Source organism: Corynebacterium guangdongense, assembly GCF_030408915.1.
Classification (GTDB): domain Bacteria; phylum Actinomycetota; class Actinomycetes; order Mycobacteriales; family Mycobacteriaceae; genus Corynebacterium; species Corynebacterium guangdongense.
In genome coordinates this window covers 1,978,527-1,994,375 of the sequence record NZ_CP047654.1, presented here as the reverse complement: position 1 = coordinate 1,994,375, position 15,849 = coordinate 1,978,527, and the positions used below count along the sequence as shown (strand labels likewise).

At 68.9% G+C, this 15,849-nt stretch carries 18 protein-coding genes; 8 read left to right on the top strand and 10 right to left on the bottom strand.

Annotation, left to right across the window (positions count from 1 at the left end; translation table 11 throughout):
* The first annotated feature begins 93 nt into the window (after positions 1 to 93).
* The 4 genes from CGUA_RS09390 to CGUA_RS09375 are packed head-to-tail and all read left to right on the top strand — an operon-like array spanning position 94 to position 5,066.
* Positions 94 to 1,143, top strand: a complete 1,050-nt coding sequence (locus CGUA_RS09390; protein ID WP_290195034.1) for an ABC transporter substrate-binding protein — start codon at positions 94 to 96, stop codon at positions 1,141 to 1,143.
* Positions 1,144 to 1,157: 14 nt separating this feature from the next.
* On the top strand, positions 1,158 to 2,822 hold the full coding sequence (locus CGUA_RS09385; protein ID WP_290195032.1) for an ABC transporter permease: 1,665 nt from the start codon (positions 1,158 to 1,160) through the stop codon (positions 2,820 to 2,822).
* On the top strand, positions 2,819 to 3,856 hold the full coding sequence (locus CGUA_RS09380; protein ID WP_290195030.1) for an ABC transporter ATP-binding protein: 1,038 nt from the start codon (positions 2,819 to 2,821) through the stop codon (positions 3,854 to 3,856). Before CGUA_RS09385 ends, CGUA_RS09380 begins: the two co-directional genes overlap by 4 nt.
* Before the next feature lie 28 nt (positions 3,857 to 3,884).
* Entirely contained in the window at positions 3,885 to 5,066 is a 1,182-nt protein-coding gene (locus CGUA_RS09375) for a TRIC cation channel family protein (RefSeq protein ID WP_290195028.1), read from the top strand.
* 23 nt (positions 5,067 to 5,089) lie between these two features.
* Here the strand turns inward: CGUA_RS09375 and CGUA_RS09370 are convergent, their stop codons facing one another.
* Positions 5,090 to 5,950: a CE1 family esterase gene (locus CGUA_RS09370; protein WP_290195026.1), complete on the bottom strand. Its 861-nt coding sequence runs from the start codon at positions 5,948 to 5,950 to the stop codon at positions 5,090 to 5,092.
* A 100-nt stretch (positions 5,951 to 6,050) separates the two neighbouring features.
* On the opposite strand from CGUA_RS09370, the gene CGUA_RS09365 reads away from it, so the two are divergent.
* Complete coding sequence (locus CGUA_RS09365) at positions 6,051 to 7,190, top strand: trimeric intracellular cation channel family protein (RefSeq protein ID WP_290195024.1); 1,140 nt, start codon at positions 6,051 to 6,053, stop codon at positions 7,188 to 7,190.
* Between the two features lie 22 nt (positions 7,191 to 7,212).
* On the opposite strand, the gene CGUA_RS09360 is transcribed toward CGUA_RS09365, so the two are convergent.
* The 3 genes from CGUA_RS09360 to CGUA_RS09350 form a co-directional block, all read right to left on the bottom strand.
* A complete protein-coding gene (locus tag CGUA_RS09360) occupies positions 7,213 to 8,115 on the bottom strand; it encodes a CE1 family esterase (protein ID WP_290195022.1) in 903 nt (300 codons plus the stop codon).
* Between the two features lie 94 nt (positions 8,116 to 8,209).
* The gene (locus CGUA_RS09355) at positions 8,210 to 8,704 is read right to left on the bottom strand and encodes an excalibur calcium-binding domain-containing protein (RefSeq protein ID WP_290195020.1); all 495 of its coding nucleotides are present in this window, start codon (positions 8,702 to 8,704) and stop codon (positions 8,210 to 8,212) included.
* Between the two features lie 44 nt (positions 8,705 to 8,748).
* On the bottom strand, positions 8,749 to 9,381 hold the full coding sequence (locus CGUA_RS09350) for an excalibur calcium-binding domain-containing protein (protein ID WP_290195018.1): 633 nt from the start codon (positions 9,379 to 9,381) through the stop codon (positions 8,749 to 8,751).
* A gap of 328 nt (positions 9,382 to 9,709) precedes the next feature.
* Between CGUA_RS09350 and CGUA_RS09345 the strand changes: the two genes are divergently transcribed.
* A complete protein-coding gene (locus CGUA_RS09345) occupies positions 9,710 to 9,874 on the top strand; it encodes a hypothetical protein (protein WP_290195016.1) in 165 nt (54 codons plus the stop codon).
* Between the two features lie 28 nt (positions 9,875 to 9,902).
* Here the strand turns inward: CGUA_RS09345 and CGUA_RS09340 are convergent, their stop codons facing one another.
* Positions 9,903 to 10,514, bottom strand: coding sequence for a DUF1707 SHOCT-like domain-containing protein (locus tag CGUA_RS09340; protein ID WP_290195014.1), 612 nt, complete (start codon positions 10,512 to 10,514; stop codon positions 9,903 to 9,905).
* 729 nt (positions 10,515 to 11,243) lie between these two features.
* Between CGUA_RS09340 and CGUA_RS09335 the strand changes: the two genes are divergently transcribed.
* Positions 11,244 to 11,696: a hypothetical protein gene (locus CGUA_RS09335; RefSeq protein ID WP_290195012.1), complete on the top strand. Its 453-nt coding sequence runs from the start codon at positions 11,244 to 11,246 to the stop codon at positions 11,694 to 11,696.
* 122 nt (positions 11,697 to 11,818) lie between these two features.
* On the opposite strand, the gene CGUA_RS09330 is transcribed toward CGUA_RS09335, so the two are convergent.
* The 3 genes from CGUA_RS09330 to CGUA_RS09320 are packed head-to-tail and all read right to left on the bottom strand — an operon-like array spanning position 11,819 to position 13,758.
* Positions 11,819 to 12,520 (bottom strand): alpha/beta fold hydrolase, encoded by a 702-nt coding sequence (locus CGUA_RS09330; protein WP_290195010.1) that lies wholly within the window; start codon positions 12,518 to 12,520, stop codon positions 11,819 to 11,821.
* Between the two features lie 40 nt (positions 12,521 to 12,560).
* Positions 12,561 to 13,412 carry an HAD-IIA family hydrolase gene (locus CGUA_RS09325; RefSeq protein ID WP_290195007.1) on the bottom strand — a complete coding sequence of 284 codons (852 nt, stop codon included), beginning with the start codon at positions 13,410 to 13,412 and terminating at the stop codon, positions 12,561 to 12,563.
* A 25-nt stretch (positions 13,413 to 13,437) separates the two neighbouring features.
* On the bottom strand, positions 13,438 to 13,758 hold the full coding sequence (locus CGUA_RS09320) for an acyl carrier protein (protein WP_290195005.1): 321 nt from the start codon (positions 13,756 to 13,758) through the stop codon (positions 13,438 to 13,440).
* Positions 13,759 to 13,819: 61 nt separating this feature from the next.
* Here CGUA_RS09320 and CGUA_RS09315 point away from each other — a divergent pair, with 61 nt between their 5' ends.
* Entirely contained in the window at positions 13,820 to 14,881 is a 1,062-nt protein-coding gene (locus CGUA_RS09315; RefSeq protein WP_290195004.1) for an alpha/beta fold hydrolase, read from the top strand.
* 18 nt (positions 14,882 to 14,899) lie between these two features.
* Here CGUA_RS09315 and CGUA_RS09310 read toward each other — a convergent pair whose 3' ends face one another.
* Both CGUA_RS09310 and CGUA_RS09305 read right to left on the bottom strand, forming a co-directional pair.
* On the bottom strand, positions 14,900 to 15,337 hold the full coding sequence (locus CGUA_RS09310; RefSeq protein ID WP_290195002.1) for a tautomerase family protein: 438 nt from the start codon (positions 15,335 to 15,337) through the stop codon (positions 14,900 to 14,902).
* Positions 15,338 to 15,832 carry an SRPBCC domain-containing protein gene (locus CGUA_RS09305; protein ID WP_290195000.1) on the bottom strand — a complete coding sequence of 165 codons (495 nt, stop codon included), beginning with the start codon at positions 15,830 to 15,832 and terminating at the stop codon, positions 15,338 to 15,340.
* Between the last annotated feature and the right edge of the window lie 17 nt (positions 15,833 to 15,849).

Sequence of the window (15,849 nt, the reverse complement as noted above, 5' to 3'; positions counted from 1 at the left end):
AGAATACTTGCAACTTTGAGGATACTGTCAGGGGCCGAACAGCCGTCGACGACGGTTGCCCGTTCGTGACTTTTTCTTTCCCGGAGGCCTCCCATGTCCCGTTTCACCCACCGTTCACTCCCGTCCGTCCTCGCCCTGGGCGCGTCCGCGTTCCTGCTCGCCGCGTGCGCCGAACCGGCGGAGGACAACGCGGCGTCGACAAGCGGCTCCGCGGCCGAGGGCGAGACCGTCACCCTCACCGTCTACACCTCGGAGCCCGAAGCCAAGGTCGACGAGATCAACAGGGCCTTCATGGAGGCCAACCCGGACATCGAGGTCGAGGTCTACCGCGCCGGCACCGGCGACCTCAACGCCCGCATCGCCACGGAGAAGGAGACCGGCACGATCGGGGCCGACGTCCTGTGGGCGGCCGACGCCCCGACCTTCGAGGGCTACGCCGAGAGCGGCGACCTGGCGGAGCTGCAGGACGTCAACACCGACGGCATCATCGACGAGGCCGTGGACGAGGAGGGCTACTACGTCGGCACCCGCATCATCCCGACCGTCATCGCCTACAACACCGACGTGATGGAGCAGGACCAGCTGCCGGCCTCCTGGGCCGACCTGACCGACCCGAAGTACCGCGACCAGATCGTCATGCCGGACCCGGCGGTCTCCGGCGCCGCGGCCTTCAACGCCTCGGCCTGGAAGAACAACGAGGACCTGGGGGAGGAGTGGATCATCGCGCTCGGCGAGAACAACCCGATGATCGCCGCCTCCAACGGCCCGACCTCCCAGGAGATCGCCGGCGGCGGGCACCCGCTCGGCGTCGTCGTCGACTACCTGGTCCGTGACCTGGCCGCCGAGGGCTCACCGATCGAGGTCATCTACCCGACCGACGGCGTCCCCTACATCACCGAGCCGGCCGGCGTCTTCGCCGACTCCGAGAACCAGGAGGCCGCCGAGCGCTACATCAACTTCCTGCTCTCGAAGGAGGGCCAGGAGCTCGCCGTCGAGCAGAACTACCTGCCGGTCCGCGAGGACGTCGGCACCCCGGCCGGCACCCCGGCACTCGCCGACACCGCCCTGATGGAGATGGATCTCGACACCATCATCGCCGACCAGGCCAACGCGGTCGAGGTCTTCCAGAAGGCCATGCAGTAACCCCGACCGAACCTGTGAAAACCCTCCTCACCCTCCGACTGGCGACCTGGCTGATCATCGCGGGACTGATCCTCACCCCGCTCGGCCTGGTCGTCGGTCTGGCTTTCGGCGGCAACCAGCTGCCCGTCCTCGACGACCTCAACGTGGCCACCGCCGCCTGGAACTCGGCGTGGACCACGCTCGTCTCGGCGGCCGGGGCGGTGGTCGCCGGCACCGCCGTGGCCCTCCTGGTCGACCGCACCGACGTCCACGGCCGCGGCCTGCTGCGGTTGTTCCTGCTCTCGCCGCTGCTGATTCCCCCCTTCGTCGGCGCGATCGCCTGGCTGCAGCTGTTCAGCCCCCGCCAGGGCCTCAACGCGCTGGCCGGCACCGAGGTGTGGAACATCTACGGCGGTGACGGCGTCGCCTTCCTGCTCACCGTGCACACCTACCCGGTGGTCTACGTGATCGTCGCCAACGCGCTGCGCGCCATCCCCTCGGACCTGGAGCAGGCCGCGCGGGTGGCCGGCGCCTCGACCGGGGAGGTGATCCGGACGATCACCCTGCCCCTGCTGCGCCCGGCCCTGCTCAGCGCCTTCACGCTCTCGGCGGTGTCCAACCTCGCCGACTTCGGCATTCCCTCGCTCATCGGCTCACCCGCCGGCTTCGAGACCCTGGCGACCATGATCTACCGCGTCATGGACTCCTCCCTCGTCGCCAACCCCCTGCAGGTGGTCTCCACCATCGGCATCGTCCTGCTCCTGCTCGGGGTGGCGGCGGTGGTCCTGGACCACGTGGTCTCGCTGCGGGCGTCGACAAGCCTGCAGGACACCGGCGCGGCGACGCAGTTCCCCCTCGGCCGCTCCCGGCGGGCCGTCTCCGTGGCCGCCTGGCTGGCCGCGCTCGCCCTGACGCTCTCCCCGGTACTCGGCCTGCTCTACCGCGCGCTGCTGCCCGCCCCGGGGGTGCCGTTCACGCTGGCCAACATCAGCCTGGACAACTTCGTGCAGTCGCTGCAGAACCCGCGCACCGTCGACGGCTTCACCAACTCGCTGCTGCTGGCGACCGGGGCGGCGCTCATCTGCGGCGTCCTCGGCTGGCTGGTCGGCGTCCTGGTGACCCGCGTGAACTGGCCCGTCAACGCCGCGATGACCCTGACGGTGCTGCTGCCGACCGCCGTGCCGGGCATGATCATCGGCGTCGGCTGGCTGATCCTGGGCCGCTACACCGGAATCTACAACACCCGGTGGGTGATTCTCGGCGCCTACGTCTGCGCCTTCACCGCGCTGGTGCTGCAGTCGGTGCGCGCCCCGCTCACGCAGACCCCGCTGGCGGTGGAGGAGGCCGCCCGCGCCGCCGGCGCCGGCCGCGCCCGCGCGATCTTCCAGACCACCGGCCTGATGGCCGTCCCCGCCGCGGTCTCCGGCGCGGTGCTGGTGGCGGTGACCGCCATCCGCGAGCTGACGGTGTCCATCCTGCTCATCGCCCCGGGCACGACGACGCTCGGCGTGCAGCTGTTCAACCTCCAGTCCGCGGGGGATTACAACCAGGCGTCCGCGCTCTCGCTGATGTTCGCGCTCATCGGCATCATCGCGCTCGCCCTGACCGTGCGCGGCCCGGCCGGCGGCACGGCACGGGCGCGGTCACAGGCCCGGGCACGGACCCGGTTCAGGACCCGGTCCAGGAAGGAAAGACCATGATTGACCTGCACGACCTGCGCGTGGTGTACCCCGACGGCACCGTCGGGCTCGACGAGATCACCCTGCGCATCGCCCCCGAGGAGTTCATCGTCCTGGTCGGGCCCTCGGGCTCCGGCAAGACCACGCTGCTGCGCACCATCGCCGGCTTCCTTCAGGCGGAGTCGGGCGCCCTGCGCATCGGCGGCGAGGACGTCGCCGGCGTCGAACCCGAGAAGCGTCGCCTCGGGATGGTCTTCCAGCAGCACGCGGTGTGGCCGCACATGTCGGTGGCCGACAATGTCGCCTACCCGCTCAAACGAGCGAAGGTGGGGCGCGCCGACATCCGGCGGCGGGTGGGCGACGCCCTGGACCTGGTCGGACTCTCCGGTTACGACGCGCGCCGGCCTGACCGGCTCTCCGGTGGCCAGCGCCAGCGCGTCGCCCTGGCCCGCGCCATCGTCGCCAACCCCCGGGTGCTGCTTCTCGACGAAGCACTCTCCGCCCTCGACGAACCCCTGCGCGACAGCCTGCGCCGCGAGCTCGTGTCGTTGACCGCCGTGCAGCGGCTGACGACCGTGCACGTCACCCACGACCGCGCCGAAGCCCTGGCGATCGCCGACCGCATCGTGGTGCTCTCGGAGGGGCGAATCCGGCAGGTCGCGACCCCCGAGGAACTGCTGCGCGCCCCGGCCACCGCACAGGTCGCCTCCTTCATCGCCGACGCCGGCGTCGTGGCCGGTGTGGTTCAGGACGGCCGGGTGGCTGCGCCGACGTTGTCGATGTCGTGGGCGTTGCCGGAGGTGGAGCTGGTCGGGCCGGCCGGCGGTGTCGTCGACATCGCGGTACTTCCCTCGGCCGTCGAGATCGTGCCCCCGGGCACTCCGGGGTCGGCGGAGGGCACGATCACCTCGGTGCTCTTTGACCGCGGGTTCTTCAGCATCACCGTCAGCCTCGGCGAGCATTCCTTCCGTGCCAACCTGGCGGGGCAGCGGCCGCAGATCGGGGAGAACGTCGGTGTGATCATCCGGCGGCCGCTGGTGTACGGGCGGCAGTGACGGGGGAGCGTCGGCTACCATCCGCTCCATGAACCCGGAACGACTCACCCCAGAGTTCCTCGAGAACGCCAACGCCTACCAGGACGAAATCCAGAACATCTACCAGGCCGCCGACCTGATCGGCGTGTTCCTCATGGCCGTCGTCGGCGGCACGATCGCCCGACACAAGGGATACGACCTGGTGGGCTTCTTCTTCATCGCGCTGATCTCGGCCACCGGCGGCGGCATGATCCGCGACATGCTCATCCAGAAGGGCACCGTCGCCGCGATGGCGCAGCCGCAGTACCTCGTCCTGGCGACGGTCGGCGCGATCATCGCCTGGCTGGCCCACTTCCGGGGCCGGACCTGGGACCTCATCCAGGGCCACGCCGACGCCGTCATCATGGGCACCTGGGCGGTCACCGGCGCGGCGAAGGCGCTGACCTGGGATCTGCCGGTGACGGCGGCGCTGTTCATGGGCGTGATCACCGCGACGGGCGGATCGATGATGCGCGACGTCCTCACCGGGCGGCGGCCGAGAATCTTCCGGGGCGAGCAGCTCATGGTGCTGCCGGCGCTGCTGGCCGCGGCGGTGTACGCCGCCTTCCACTACGCCGAGGAGCCGGTGCTGGGCATGATCTTCGGCGCGGTCACCGGCTCGGCGCTGGCGCTGACCTCCTACTGGTTCGGCATCACGCTGCCGGTCAACCCCGACTTCGCGCCGGCCAACGCCGCCGCGGAGAAAGTGGAGCAGGTCGCCGACAAGGTCGGGGACAGGGCCCTGGAGAAGGCCGCGGACATCGAACCGCGGAGCGTCCGGGAAATCCGCCACGAGATCGGCATCGTCCACAAGGCGGGGGAGGACAGGAGCGAGGAGAAGGGCGAGGACGAGGGCAGCGACACGCAGCCGGCGCTGCACACGGACTCGGTGACGGCCGAGCAGGACGAGGCGATCGCGGGGCGCGCCGCGGACAACGCGACGGGCTACCGCTTCGAGGACGTGCTGCGCCAGCTGCACGAGGACGACAGCGAGCTCGGCCGCACCACCGAGCGAGCCTTCATCAGCGAATGGCTGGCCTGGCAGGAGGAGCACCGCCCGAACCAGGACCCGGACACAGACACAGGCACCGAGGGGGCGGGCCAGGGCGGGCACACCCGACTGCTGGAGCGCCGGGACCGGGATTCCTCACGCGGGGACCGTGGTTCCGACGAGGCCGGGGACTCCCTGTAGCCGGGCCGGACGGTCCCCGGCGCCTACGCTTGCCGACGGAAGAAGTCGACGGCGACCCGCTCCGCCTCCGGGTCCTCGAACCAGGTGTGTCCGTAGTCGTCGACGCGCAGGATCTCGGTGTCGACCTCACAGTTGTCCGCGCTGAAGGTGGTGGTGCCTTCGTCGGCCGAGCGCTCATGGAGACTGTCCGGGACGCAGCCGTTGCGGGTCGCCAGGTTTTTCAGCGTCCGCTCCACCCCGAGGTACGCGGCGCCGTGTCGGTAGCCGCCGCCGAAGGACATCATCTCGTCGTGGGCCCCGTGCACGAGCAGCGTGGGGACCCGCTGGGCGAAACGGCAGTTGGTGACCGACTCGTTGTAGTAGGCGCCGGCGACGGCGACGACGGCGTCGACAAGCGTGGGCGCGTGGCAGCTCAGCGCGGCGGCGAAACCGCCCCCGTTGGACATCCCGGTGGCGAAGACGCGCTCGGGGTCACCAGAGTAGTTCTCGACGACGTCATCGACGACGGCCCGGACATAGTCGACGTCCTCGTCCATCGTGGTCACCGCATAGGGGGCGCCGGCCCAGGCGTTGTTGACGGCCTGGGCGTAGACGACGATGGCCTCGCCGTCCACGGCCTGCTCGATGTTGGCGTACTCGCGGTAGCTCGCCGCGGAATCACCGTAGCCACCGAAGGCGAGGATGATCGGGTACGCGCGGGTTTCGTCGTAGTCGGTGGGGAGGACGGCGGTGTAGTCGCGGTAGCGCTCCTCCAGGAGGAGGGAGTGCTGGACGCTGTCGAAGGCACCGGGGGGTTGGGCGGCGGCGACGGCGGGGCTGAGCGCCACCGCCGCGGCGGCGGACAGGGCCACGACGGCGGGCAGGGTAGTCGACGGGAGCGTCATAGCAAAGAGGGTAAATGGGGTGGGGGAGATCGGCAAGGGTGGTACAGCCCGGCCGGCGGGAGCCGCCCGGTCCGGGCCACCCGGGCGTACCCTGACCCTCATGAACGTGGCAGCAGAGGTCGACCCGCAGATCCTGGCGATGTACCGCATCTTCGACGTCGTCGGCGTCCTGCTGATGGGCGTCATCGGCGGCACCATCGCCCGACAGCGGGGCTTCGACCTGGTCGGCTTCTTCTTCATCGCGATGTTCTCCGCGCTCGGCGGCGGCATGATCCGCGACGTGCTCATCAACCAGGGCACCGTCGCCGCGCTGGCCAACGCGGAATATCTGGTGCTCGCCTTCACCGGCGCGCTGATCGCCCGCTTCGTCTACTTCAAGGGCACGCTCTGGGACCGGTTCCAGGTCCACGGCGACGCGCTCATCTCGGCGCTGTGGGCCGCCACCGGTGCGGTCAAGGCGATGAGCTACGGGTTGCCGGTCCTGGCGTGCATCCTGATGGGCGTCTTCACCGCGACCGGTGGCTCCATGATCCGCGACATCGTCACCGGGCGCGTCCCGGGAGTTTTCGGTGGCAACCAGCCGGCGGTGATCCCGGCGATCGTCGCCGGCACGACGGTGCTCATCTCCGAGCAGTTCGGCCTGCTGTGGCTGGGCATGATCCTCGGGCCCATCCTCAGTTTCATCCTCTCGATGTACGGCTACTGGGCCGGCTGGCGCCTGCGCGTCGACCCGGAGTGGGCGCCGGTGAACAAGGCCGCGCCCCTGGTCGAGGACGCGGTCAGGGTCGCCGAAGGCGCCGGCCGATCCGTGGCGCGCCGCCTGGAACCCCGGGGGCTGCGCCAGTGGCGCCACCACCAGATGGAGAAGGCGCTGCGACGGCGCGTCGAGAAGCAGCAGCGCCGGGGCATGCACCCGGTGGAGGCAGAGACCCGGGCGCAGGAACTGCTCGACCACATCACCGGCGAACCCGGGGCGGCGGGCGTGGACACGCCGGAGGAGGGATCGAGCGCGGTGACGCACAACATCGGTTTCGACCTCGGGGGCCACTCCTACGACTCCTATGACGAGGACACCGGCCGGGACACCCCGACCGCGACCCCGGAGCTGAGGGAGGCGGCGGAGGAGACCGCCGGGGGCGAGGAATTCAGTGAGGACCTCATTGATCGGATCCTCGCCAACGAGAAACTCACCGACGAGCTGATCGCGCGGCTGGAGCGCAAATTCGACGAACGCCGCTGACCCGGGGAGGTGCCCCGGGGTATCAGCCGTGCGCCCGGAAGAAGTCCCAGGCGACGTACTCCGCGGCGGGGGAGTTGAACCAGGTGTGGCCGGCGCCCTCAACCCGCACGATTTCGGTGGCGGTGGCGCAGGAACCCGGGCGCAGGGTGGTCGAACCGGCGTACTCCCAGCTCGGGTTGAGCGGACCCGAGGCGCAGCCGTTGCGGGCGGCGAACCCGGCCAGCGCGGCCTCCACCCCCATGTAATGGGCGTTGTGGCGGTAACCGCCCTCATAGGCGACGAGGCCGTCGGCGGTGCCGTGCATGAGCAGCGTCGGCACCTGCGCCGCGTGACTGCAGCCGGTGACGGTCGGGTCGTAATAGGCGCCGGCGACGGAGGCCACGGCGTCGACGAGCTCGGGCGCGTGGCAGCTCAACGCGGCGGCGAAACCCCCGCCGTTGGACAGGCCGGTGGCATACACACGGCCCGCGTCACCCGAGAAGTTCGCCGCGACGTCGTTGATCGCCCTGCGCGTGTACTCGATGTCCTCGGCCAGGGTGGTCGCGGAGTAGGGCGCCCCGGCCCAGGCATTGTTGACGCCCTGCGCGAACACGAGGATCGCCTCCCCGCCGGTGGCCCCCTCCAGCCCGGCATAACCGCGGAAGCTGGCGGCGGTGTCGGTGTACCCCCCGAAGCCGATGACGATCGGGTAACTGCGAGACGGGTTGAAGTTCGCGGGCAGGGCGACGTGGTACTCACGGTGGTGTGCGCCCTGTGTGAAGGAACGGGTAATCGACGGAGGGAAGGGGAGCTGCGCTAGGAGTTGCGAGGACGTCTGCGGGTCAATGCTGGAGGTCTGGGCGGTGGCGACGGCTGGGCTCAGCGCGATTGCTGCGCTGGCGACAAGGGCCATGGCCGCGGACAGGGCGCGAGTGCGTGGCGTCATGGGTCGAGCCTAAACCGCGGCGAAACGTGCCCGCTGGTGATTCAGGTAACAAATAGACCCCATCAGCGAAGAATGCTGATGGGGTTCATCCGGGCTACTCGCAACCGACCCCGTCGCCGTCACGATCCAGGTGGGAACCGTAACCGGGATTGCCGCGGTACACCGGAGCCGCGCCGGCCGCACGGGCCGCGGAGCAGTTTTGGAAATAGGTGCTCTGCTGGGGCGCCGGCACGGGTGCTGGCGCTGGCGCCGGGGCGGGCTCAGGGACCGCCGCGAAGCCCGCGATCACCGGCGGATTCTCGTTCACGAGGGCGTCAGCACCTGCGCCGGAGACGTCGATGTCCCCGGCGGGAACCGGTTCTTCGGTGACGGTTTCGGTGACGGTGCTGACCTTGGTCACGGTTTCGGTGACGGTGGTGGACACCGTGGTCGGAGACGCCGTCATCGTCGACGTCACGGTCACAGGAACCTCATCGGCGGCGGAAGAACCGCATGCGGTCAGGAGGGAACCGGCGAGCAGTGCGCTGAGGGCGACCGCGCCCAATTTGCCGCGGTCAAGAGACTGTCCGAAGAAACGATTGTGATTCATCACGTGAGGGGTCCTAAGTGCGAGGAGTTGATGGGGGAGGGGATTTAGCGCGGGTCGCGTTCGCAGCCCACGCCGTCCTTGTCGCGGTCGAGTCGGTAGTTGTAGCCCGGGTCGCGCGGGTAGATCTGGCGACCGAGGCGGTTCCACACGTCAGTGCAGTTGGCGTACGTGGTGGTCGGAGCGGGGGCAGGCTTCGGTGCCGGGGCCGGTGCCGGGGCGGGCGCCTGAACAGGTGCCGGGGCCGGTGCGGGTGCCGGGGCAGCGGCCTGAACAGGGGCTAGGGCCGGCGCTGGTGCGGCGGCCTGGCGCGGGGACGGGATGAGCCCGGGCAACGGATTCGGGATGAAGCCCTGGGTGACGGCCCAGTAGGTGCCGCCGGCGATCGCACCGAGGATCGCGAGGACGCCGATGACTCCGGTGGCGGAGCTGGTGGACTCGGATGCGTCCTCCTGGGAGCTCAGCGACGAAAGATCGGAGCTGGCGATCGACTCGTCGTCCTCGGTGGCGGACGCCGATTCCGTTGATGACGCGCCATCGGCGGAGGACAGTTCAGCGGACTGTTCGGAGAAGGAGTCAGCCGAACCGCTGGAGAAGTCGGCCGACTCTGCGTGGGCGAGGGTGACGCCACTGAAGGACAGCGCCGCGGCAAGCGACAAAGCGAGGAGTTTCTTGTGCATGAGCTAAATATGGCACAGCTGACAGCCTTTTCGAAGCTTTTATGCAGAAAAAGCAAAACTACCCCCGTTTACTGACAGCTGTTTATAAAGTTATTTTCGTGTTTTATCGATGCGCGGCGGCGGAGGGTGCGGTTACCCGTCGTCGGGGAAGTGTCATTGGAAGCCCGGGCGGGTCGGTGGAGGCAGCGCCCCAGTGCACATCCGATTAACGAGGCAGGTGCCCGCGAGCAGAAGAAGAATCTCATCGCAAAGCGGGGAACAACGCGTCTGGGTAGGGCGAAGACTACGTACTCATACCCATGGGGGTTGCTGGTGGTGGCGCGATGCCGTGCAACCGGGGGCGCTGGAATCCGCGCTCGTCACCACTCCGGGTGCGGTCACCCTCAGGCTGGGCGAGGGCGTGGTCGACCTCGCCGCCGGTAACGTCAAGATCCAGGCCACCGATGCGTCACGCGAGCTGTCCGCCGGCCCGAGCTCAAAGAGATTCACGTGATGCCGAAGGGGCTCACGGTTTCCTTCGACTACAGGTTGACGAAACCGAACGGCAGCTTCCTGCCGGGCTCGCGGGAGATGATCTTGACGGTGCCCAGCACGCAGCTCCCGGTCAAGGTGATCACGGCCATGCCCGGCTGATGGGGCGATGACTTGTCCTTTTTCTCCGCCAGGACGGTGTCGATGCGGTTGACGACGCCGACGCCGGGGGAGACGACCACGCAGACGTTGCCGCCGTAGGCGTTGGTCGTGATCGTCACCTGCGGGTGCGAGGCGGTGGCCTCGCGCATGTCCAGCAGCAGCTCGCCCATCGACACCGTGTAGGAGGAACCGTCGACGACAAGCCAGCGGCCTTCGCGACGCAGGTTGCCGAACCACGTCGACATGATCTCTGGCTCGGTAACCGCCGGGGGAGCGGTGGCGCGCCGGGTCGGGGCCGGCATGGGGCGGGCGACGTCGGTCGTCGACAGGCGCTGGGCGCGCTCGATGATCGAGTCGAGCTGCGCCTGGCTGCTGGCGGTGACGATCGCCCTGGTGAGTTCGTCGTAGTCCTCGATATCGATGCGACCCTCGTTGAGCGCCTGGTCCACGAAGCGCATCGCGTGCTTGCGGTCGGCGTTGAAGATCTGGCCATCAGTCATGCGGTGAGGATACCGCGGAACCGGCGCTGTCCGGGGGTAACGTGGGCCGGGGTCGGCGGCAGCGGGGACAAGACCGCTGGATAAAGGGCTCGGCCTTAACCAGCAGAACGAGATATCGACAGCTTCGACCAGCGGTCTTTGCCCGAGCCGCGAGGGAGGGGATGAGGCGACGACGCCGAGGGGACCAGCGCCCTCGCCGAACGCCACCGCGATCACCGTGCGCCACCTCCTCGCTTCCGGCGCCGCCTTCACCGGAGTCGCGCTGACGTGGTTCCTCCTGCGCCGCCACGTCCCTGTCCATCGCGGCCACGACCGATTGGGTGGGGCCCGGGGGAATTCTTTCAGCCCCGCTGGCGCGTCGCGGCTTATCGACGCGAAGATGTCCCCCATAATGGCGGAGGTCTTTTCTGCGCGCCCTCGGGGGAGCGGTGCGCTGCGAAGGGTCGTTCCCGTCCCTTCCGATGGCGGGTGCCACGGACGTAATTGCGCGGGCGTAATCCTCAAGTAAAGGTTGAGCAAATGGGGGCTTCAAGTAGTACTTGACGGTTGCTGGAGTGATTCACGAGGGACCAGAATCGCAAGTGTCTAACGGGATGACCGGACCTACACTCCGCAAATCCCGTTCATGACGCGAAGATCTGAGGCCGTTGGGGAAGACGACCCTCGTCTTGAACGTCACCTTCATCATTTCGATGGTGGCGTTCTACGCATCATGAAAGGACACCTGTCGTGACGACACCTACACATGTCCCAGCACGCCCGGAGCCGCAGCGCGCGACGGGTGACTGTGACGATTGGCTCGACAACTGGCTTCGAGACGACGCCACTTTCAGCGACACCCTCGGGGTGCCGCTGCCGACGACCGCACGCACCGCCGTGCTGTCGATTTCCGGCCTGCCGTGCGAGCTGCGCTGGGCCGTTGAGACCGCGATGGTCGAGGCGATGCCGAGCGAATCCGAGCTCTACACGCCGTGCGCGGACCCGCTCACCGCCGATTGGTGCACCGCCTGGCAGCGCGACCGCGAGGTCTCCGGGTACCGAGCCGTGACCTGCCGCCAGGTCATCACCGGCAGCGAGGACGAGCTGGCCGCACTTGAGCGCGAGCTGTCCGCCTTGGTCATCGCGCATCACGCCGGCGCCGAGAATTCGGTCGCCAGCGTCACCGTCCGCATGGTCGACTAACACACATAACTGCATCTTTGACCACCCCTCGATGCAGGCGGGTGGTCGAGGGATTTCCGCTGGGGAAGGCGGAAATCCACCCACGCCACAATCCGCCGACGCATGGTGCGCCGGCGGTTGTTCTAGTTTTCCAGGGTGGCGGCGATGATGAGCGCCAGTTCCTGCGGCCGGCTCCACATCGGCCAGTGGCCGGTGGGCAGGTCGACGAGGCGGACGTCGGCGTACTTCGCCAGCTCGGCCGTCATCGGGTGGCCCGCCTCGGCCAGGGCGGTCAGCTGCTGGCTGGACAGGGAGTTGCAGACCAGCGTCGTCGGGATGGAGTAGCGGGCGTCGTTGCGCAGGTGCACCGGGGTGGTGAGCACGGCCCCCGGCTCGGGGACCGACCGTTCCCGGAACGTGGCCAGGGCGTCCCCATCCAGGCCCTCGAGGCTGGCGTCGGCCCCCAGCACGTCGAAATCCGGCAGCGGAAACTCCGGCAGGTCCTGCGGCGCGTCCTTGTTCATGCGGAATCCGTCGGCGACCGGGCCGCTGTCGACCCAGATCACCCGCGCGACGAGATCGGGGCGCTTGTCCATGGCCATGGTCACCGGGATGTTGGCGCCGCTGTGCGCGACGACGACGGAGGGGCCGTCCAGGGCGGCCAGGACCGCTTCGGCCTGATCGGAGGGGGTGCGGGTACTGCGCTGAGGGTCGTCGGGGTCGAGGCCGGGCAGGGTCAGGGCGGTGGCGGGGACGTCGAGTTCCTGGAGTCGTTCCTTAACCTGATCCCAGGCCCAGGAACCGAGCCAGAAACCGGGGACGAGGACAACGGTGTGTGTGGTCATGGCGTCAAGAGTGGCACAGGTCGGCGGCGCCGGCCGGGTGTCACTCCTCGCCGGCGCCCTCCGCCGCCCGCTCCCGCTCGCCCTCGACCAGGCCGTGGTAGTAGCCGTCGCCGAATGGGTCGTCCCAGTGCTCGGCCAGGTCGACGACGCCGTCGACGATCTTCCACGGGCGGTAGGGGTACTTCGCGATCTCCTCGTCGTCGGAGATGCCGGTGCGCACGAGGATGGTGCGCATGCCGGCCTCGAGGCCGGAGCGCACGTCGGTGTCCATGCGGTCGCCGATCATGACGGTGCGCTCGGAGTGAGCCCCGATCTTGTTCAGCGCGGTGCGCATCATCACCGGGTTCGGTTTGCCCACGTAGTAGGGGGCGCGGCCCGTGGCCGCCGTGATCAGCGCCGCCACCGAGCCGGTCGCCGGGAGGATGCCGTGCGGGGCGGGGCCGGTGACGTCCGGGTTGGTGGCGATGAAGCGCGCCCCCTCGCGGATGAGGTTGATGGCGGTGGTGATCGCCTCGAAAGAGTAGGTGCGCGTCTCGCCGAGGACGACGACGTCGGGGGAGTAGTCGGTGAGGATGAGGCCCGCGTCGTGAAGCGCGGTCGTCAGTCCCGCCTCGCCGATGACGTAGGCGCTGGCCGCCTTCGCCTGGGTGGTGAGGAACTTCGCGGTCGCGGTGGCCGAGGTCCAGATGCGCTCCGGTTCGACCCGGAGGCCCTGGGCCTGGAGTTTCGCGGAGAGGTCGCGCGGGGTCTGGATGGAGTTGTTGGTCAGGACCATGAAGCGGACGTCGTGGTCGCGCAGCGTCTGCAGGAAGACGTCGGCGCCGGGGATCATGTCGCCCTCGCGGATGAGGACTCCGTCCATGTCGGTGAGGTAGGAGATCGTTTCACTCATACGACCATTGTGCACCCAGTGGTCGTCACTTGTCGTCGGAATCGAGAAACGCGACCACGTCGGCCACCGTTTCCCACTCGTTGACGTCCTCCTCGTCGATCCGGCGACCGAATTCCTCCTCGGCGCGCACCGTCATCTCGATGCGGTCGAGCGAATCGACGCCGAGGTCCGCCAGCCGCCTGTCCTCGGTGACGGCCTGCGCCTCGACGCCGGCGACCTTCTCGATCAGCTTCGCCAGCCGACCCGCCGTCGTGGTGGGCGCGTCCTTGTCTTCCGTGGCGTCGTCACGCCCGCCGAACTTGGCGGCGAGCTGGTCCTGGAGCGATCCCGAGTCTGCGAACTGCATGCGCCCATCCTAGCTGGCGGGATTCGGCGGCGGGCTGAGCGCTCACTTAAGGTCGTTGACTGTGAGTCTGCGCAAGAGGAAGAATCCGACGGGAGCGCTCGCCCGCCTGACCGAGGTGGCGACGGCCCCGGCCCGCCTTCTCCCGCAGACCCGCGCGTTGAGCCGCCTGCGCCGCCGCGGCCCGCGCCAGCACCCGCCGGATCCCCGCAACCGCGTCAGCAAGCTTGCCGACGCCGACCGCTCCGGCCACGTCGCCGCCTCCGGCGCGAGCATCTTCTGGACCGAGTACGGGCCACTCGACGCCGAGACCACCGTCGTCTTCGTCCACGGCTTCACGCTCTCGTCGGAGTCCTTCTTCTTTCAGGTCCGCCACCTCCGCGAGCACTGGCCCGGGGTGCGGCTGCTGCTCCTGGACCTGCGCGGGCACGGGCGCAGTGAGCGGGTCAGCGTCGAGAAGTGCACCGTCGACCTGGCCGCCGAGGACGTGCTGGCCGTCATCCGCTCCCGGGCCGCCTCGGGGCGGCTGGTCCTGCTCGGGCACTCCCTCGGCGGGCCGGTGTCGCTGGCCGCCGTCCGCCGGGCGGAACCCGCCGTCGCGGAGCGTCTCGCCGGCGTCATCGAGGTGTCCGCGTCCGTCGAGGAGATGGCCGGCGCCGGGATCGCTCAGCTGCTCAACACCGCCCTGGTCGACCGCCTCGTCGAACACTTCGAGAACAGACCCGCCAGCGCCTTCCCCGGGCGCGAACGCATCGCGGGCCTGATCGCCCCGATCCTGGCGGTGGGTGTGTTCATGCGTTCGACCGACGCGGACATCATCGACTTCCACGCGCAGCTGATCAACGAGACCCCGACCGCGACCATCCTCGGGTTCATCGACGACCTGCAGTCCCACCAGGAGGTGGAGGCCGCCCGCAGACTCCGGGACACCCCGGGCTACGTCATCGTCGGCGAACTGGACCACGTGGTTCCGCTGTCCCAGTCGGAGCGGCTGGTGGAACTCTGGCCGAAGTCCTACCTGCAGATCGCCCACGGTGCCGGGCACATGATCCCGCTGGAGGTGCCGGAGCAGATCAACATGGCCCTGGACCGCCTCCTCGGGGTGGAGCTGGGGGAGCGACCCTAGGAGCGGTTCACCCGGAGCTCAAGGAAACCGGTCCAGCCGGGCCCGCACTTCCTCAGGCAGGGCGCTGAACCAGTCCTCCTCCCGCCCGGGTTCGGGAAGCGGGGATCCGTACTCGGTCATGTGCGCGCCGGGGATCTCGTTGAGGTAGACCCACACATTCGTCGGCGGCAGCCCCAACAGTTCGGCCACCTTCGCGGTGACCTGTTCCAGCAGCGCGGTTTTCCGGGCCCCGCTTCGACCGGAGCGGATGTCGGCGCGGACCCACACGTGACCCTCCGGGGCCTCGGTTCCGGCGAGGAACAGCGCCCCGGGCTCGAGCTCGTGGAAGATGACCTGCACGAGGTAGCGCGGCGCCCGCGCGATCTCGGCGTGGAGATCCGTCAGCAGCGTGGCGACGTCCCGGCGGTGCTCCTGGTCGATGAGCCCGCGTCGAGAAGCAACCGTGTAGGTGGGCATCTACCTGGCTCGATCGTCGAGCGGCTTCTCCAGATAGGTCTTCAGCGCGGAGACGATGTAGACCCAGCCTTCCGAGACCCCGTGGTACATCTCGGACTGCACGGAGCTGAAACCGGAGTGCACCAGCCGCAGGTGAACGGCGCCGCCGTGTTCCTCGAAGCCCTCGATGCCGTTGACGATCCAGGTCACCTCCGTGCGTTCATGGTCGTTGCTCTCGTTGTAGCGCTCGGGGTAGACGTCGGAAAGGGTGTGCCAGGTGTAGGAGAGCTTCTTGCCCGGCTCGGCGATGGTGACCACCTGGCCCCAGTCGTTGAACCTGTCGGGTTCGCCGGCCCAGAGGATCCTGTCGCCGACCCGCCAGCTGCCACCGTCGGCCATCTTCGGGCCGGTGCCGCCCATGTAGAAGTCGATGGCGTCACGGTCGATGAGGGCGTCGTAGACCGCGGCCGGGGTGGTCCTGAAAATGACGGTGGAATATTCGAAGGAAGTGCTCATGTGCCCGAGGGTAGTCC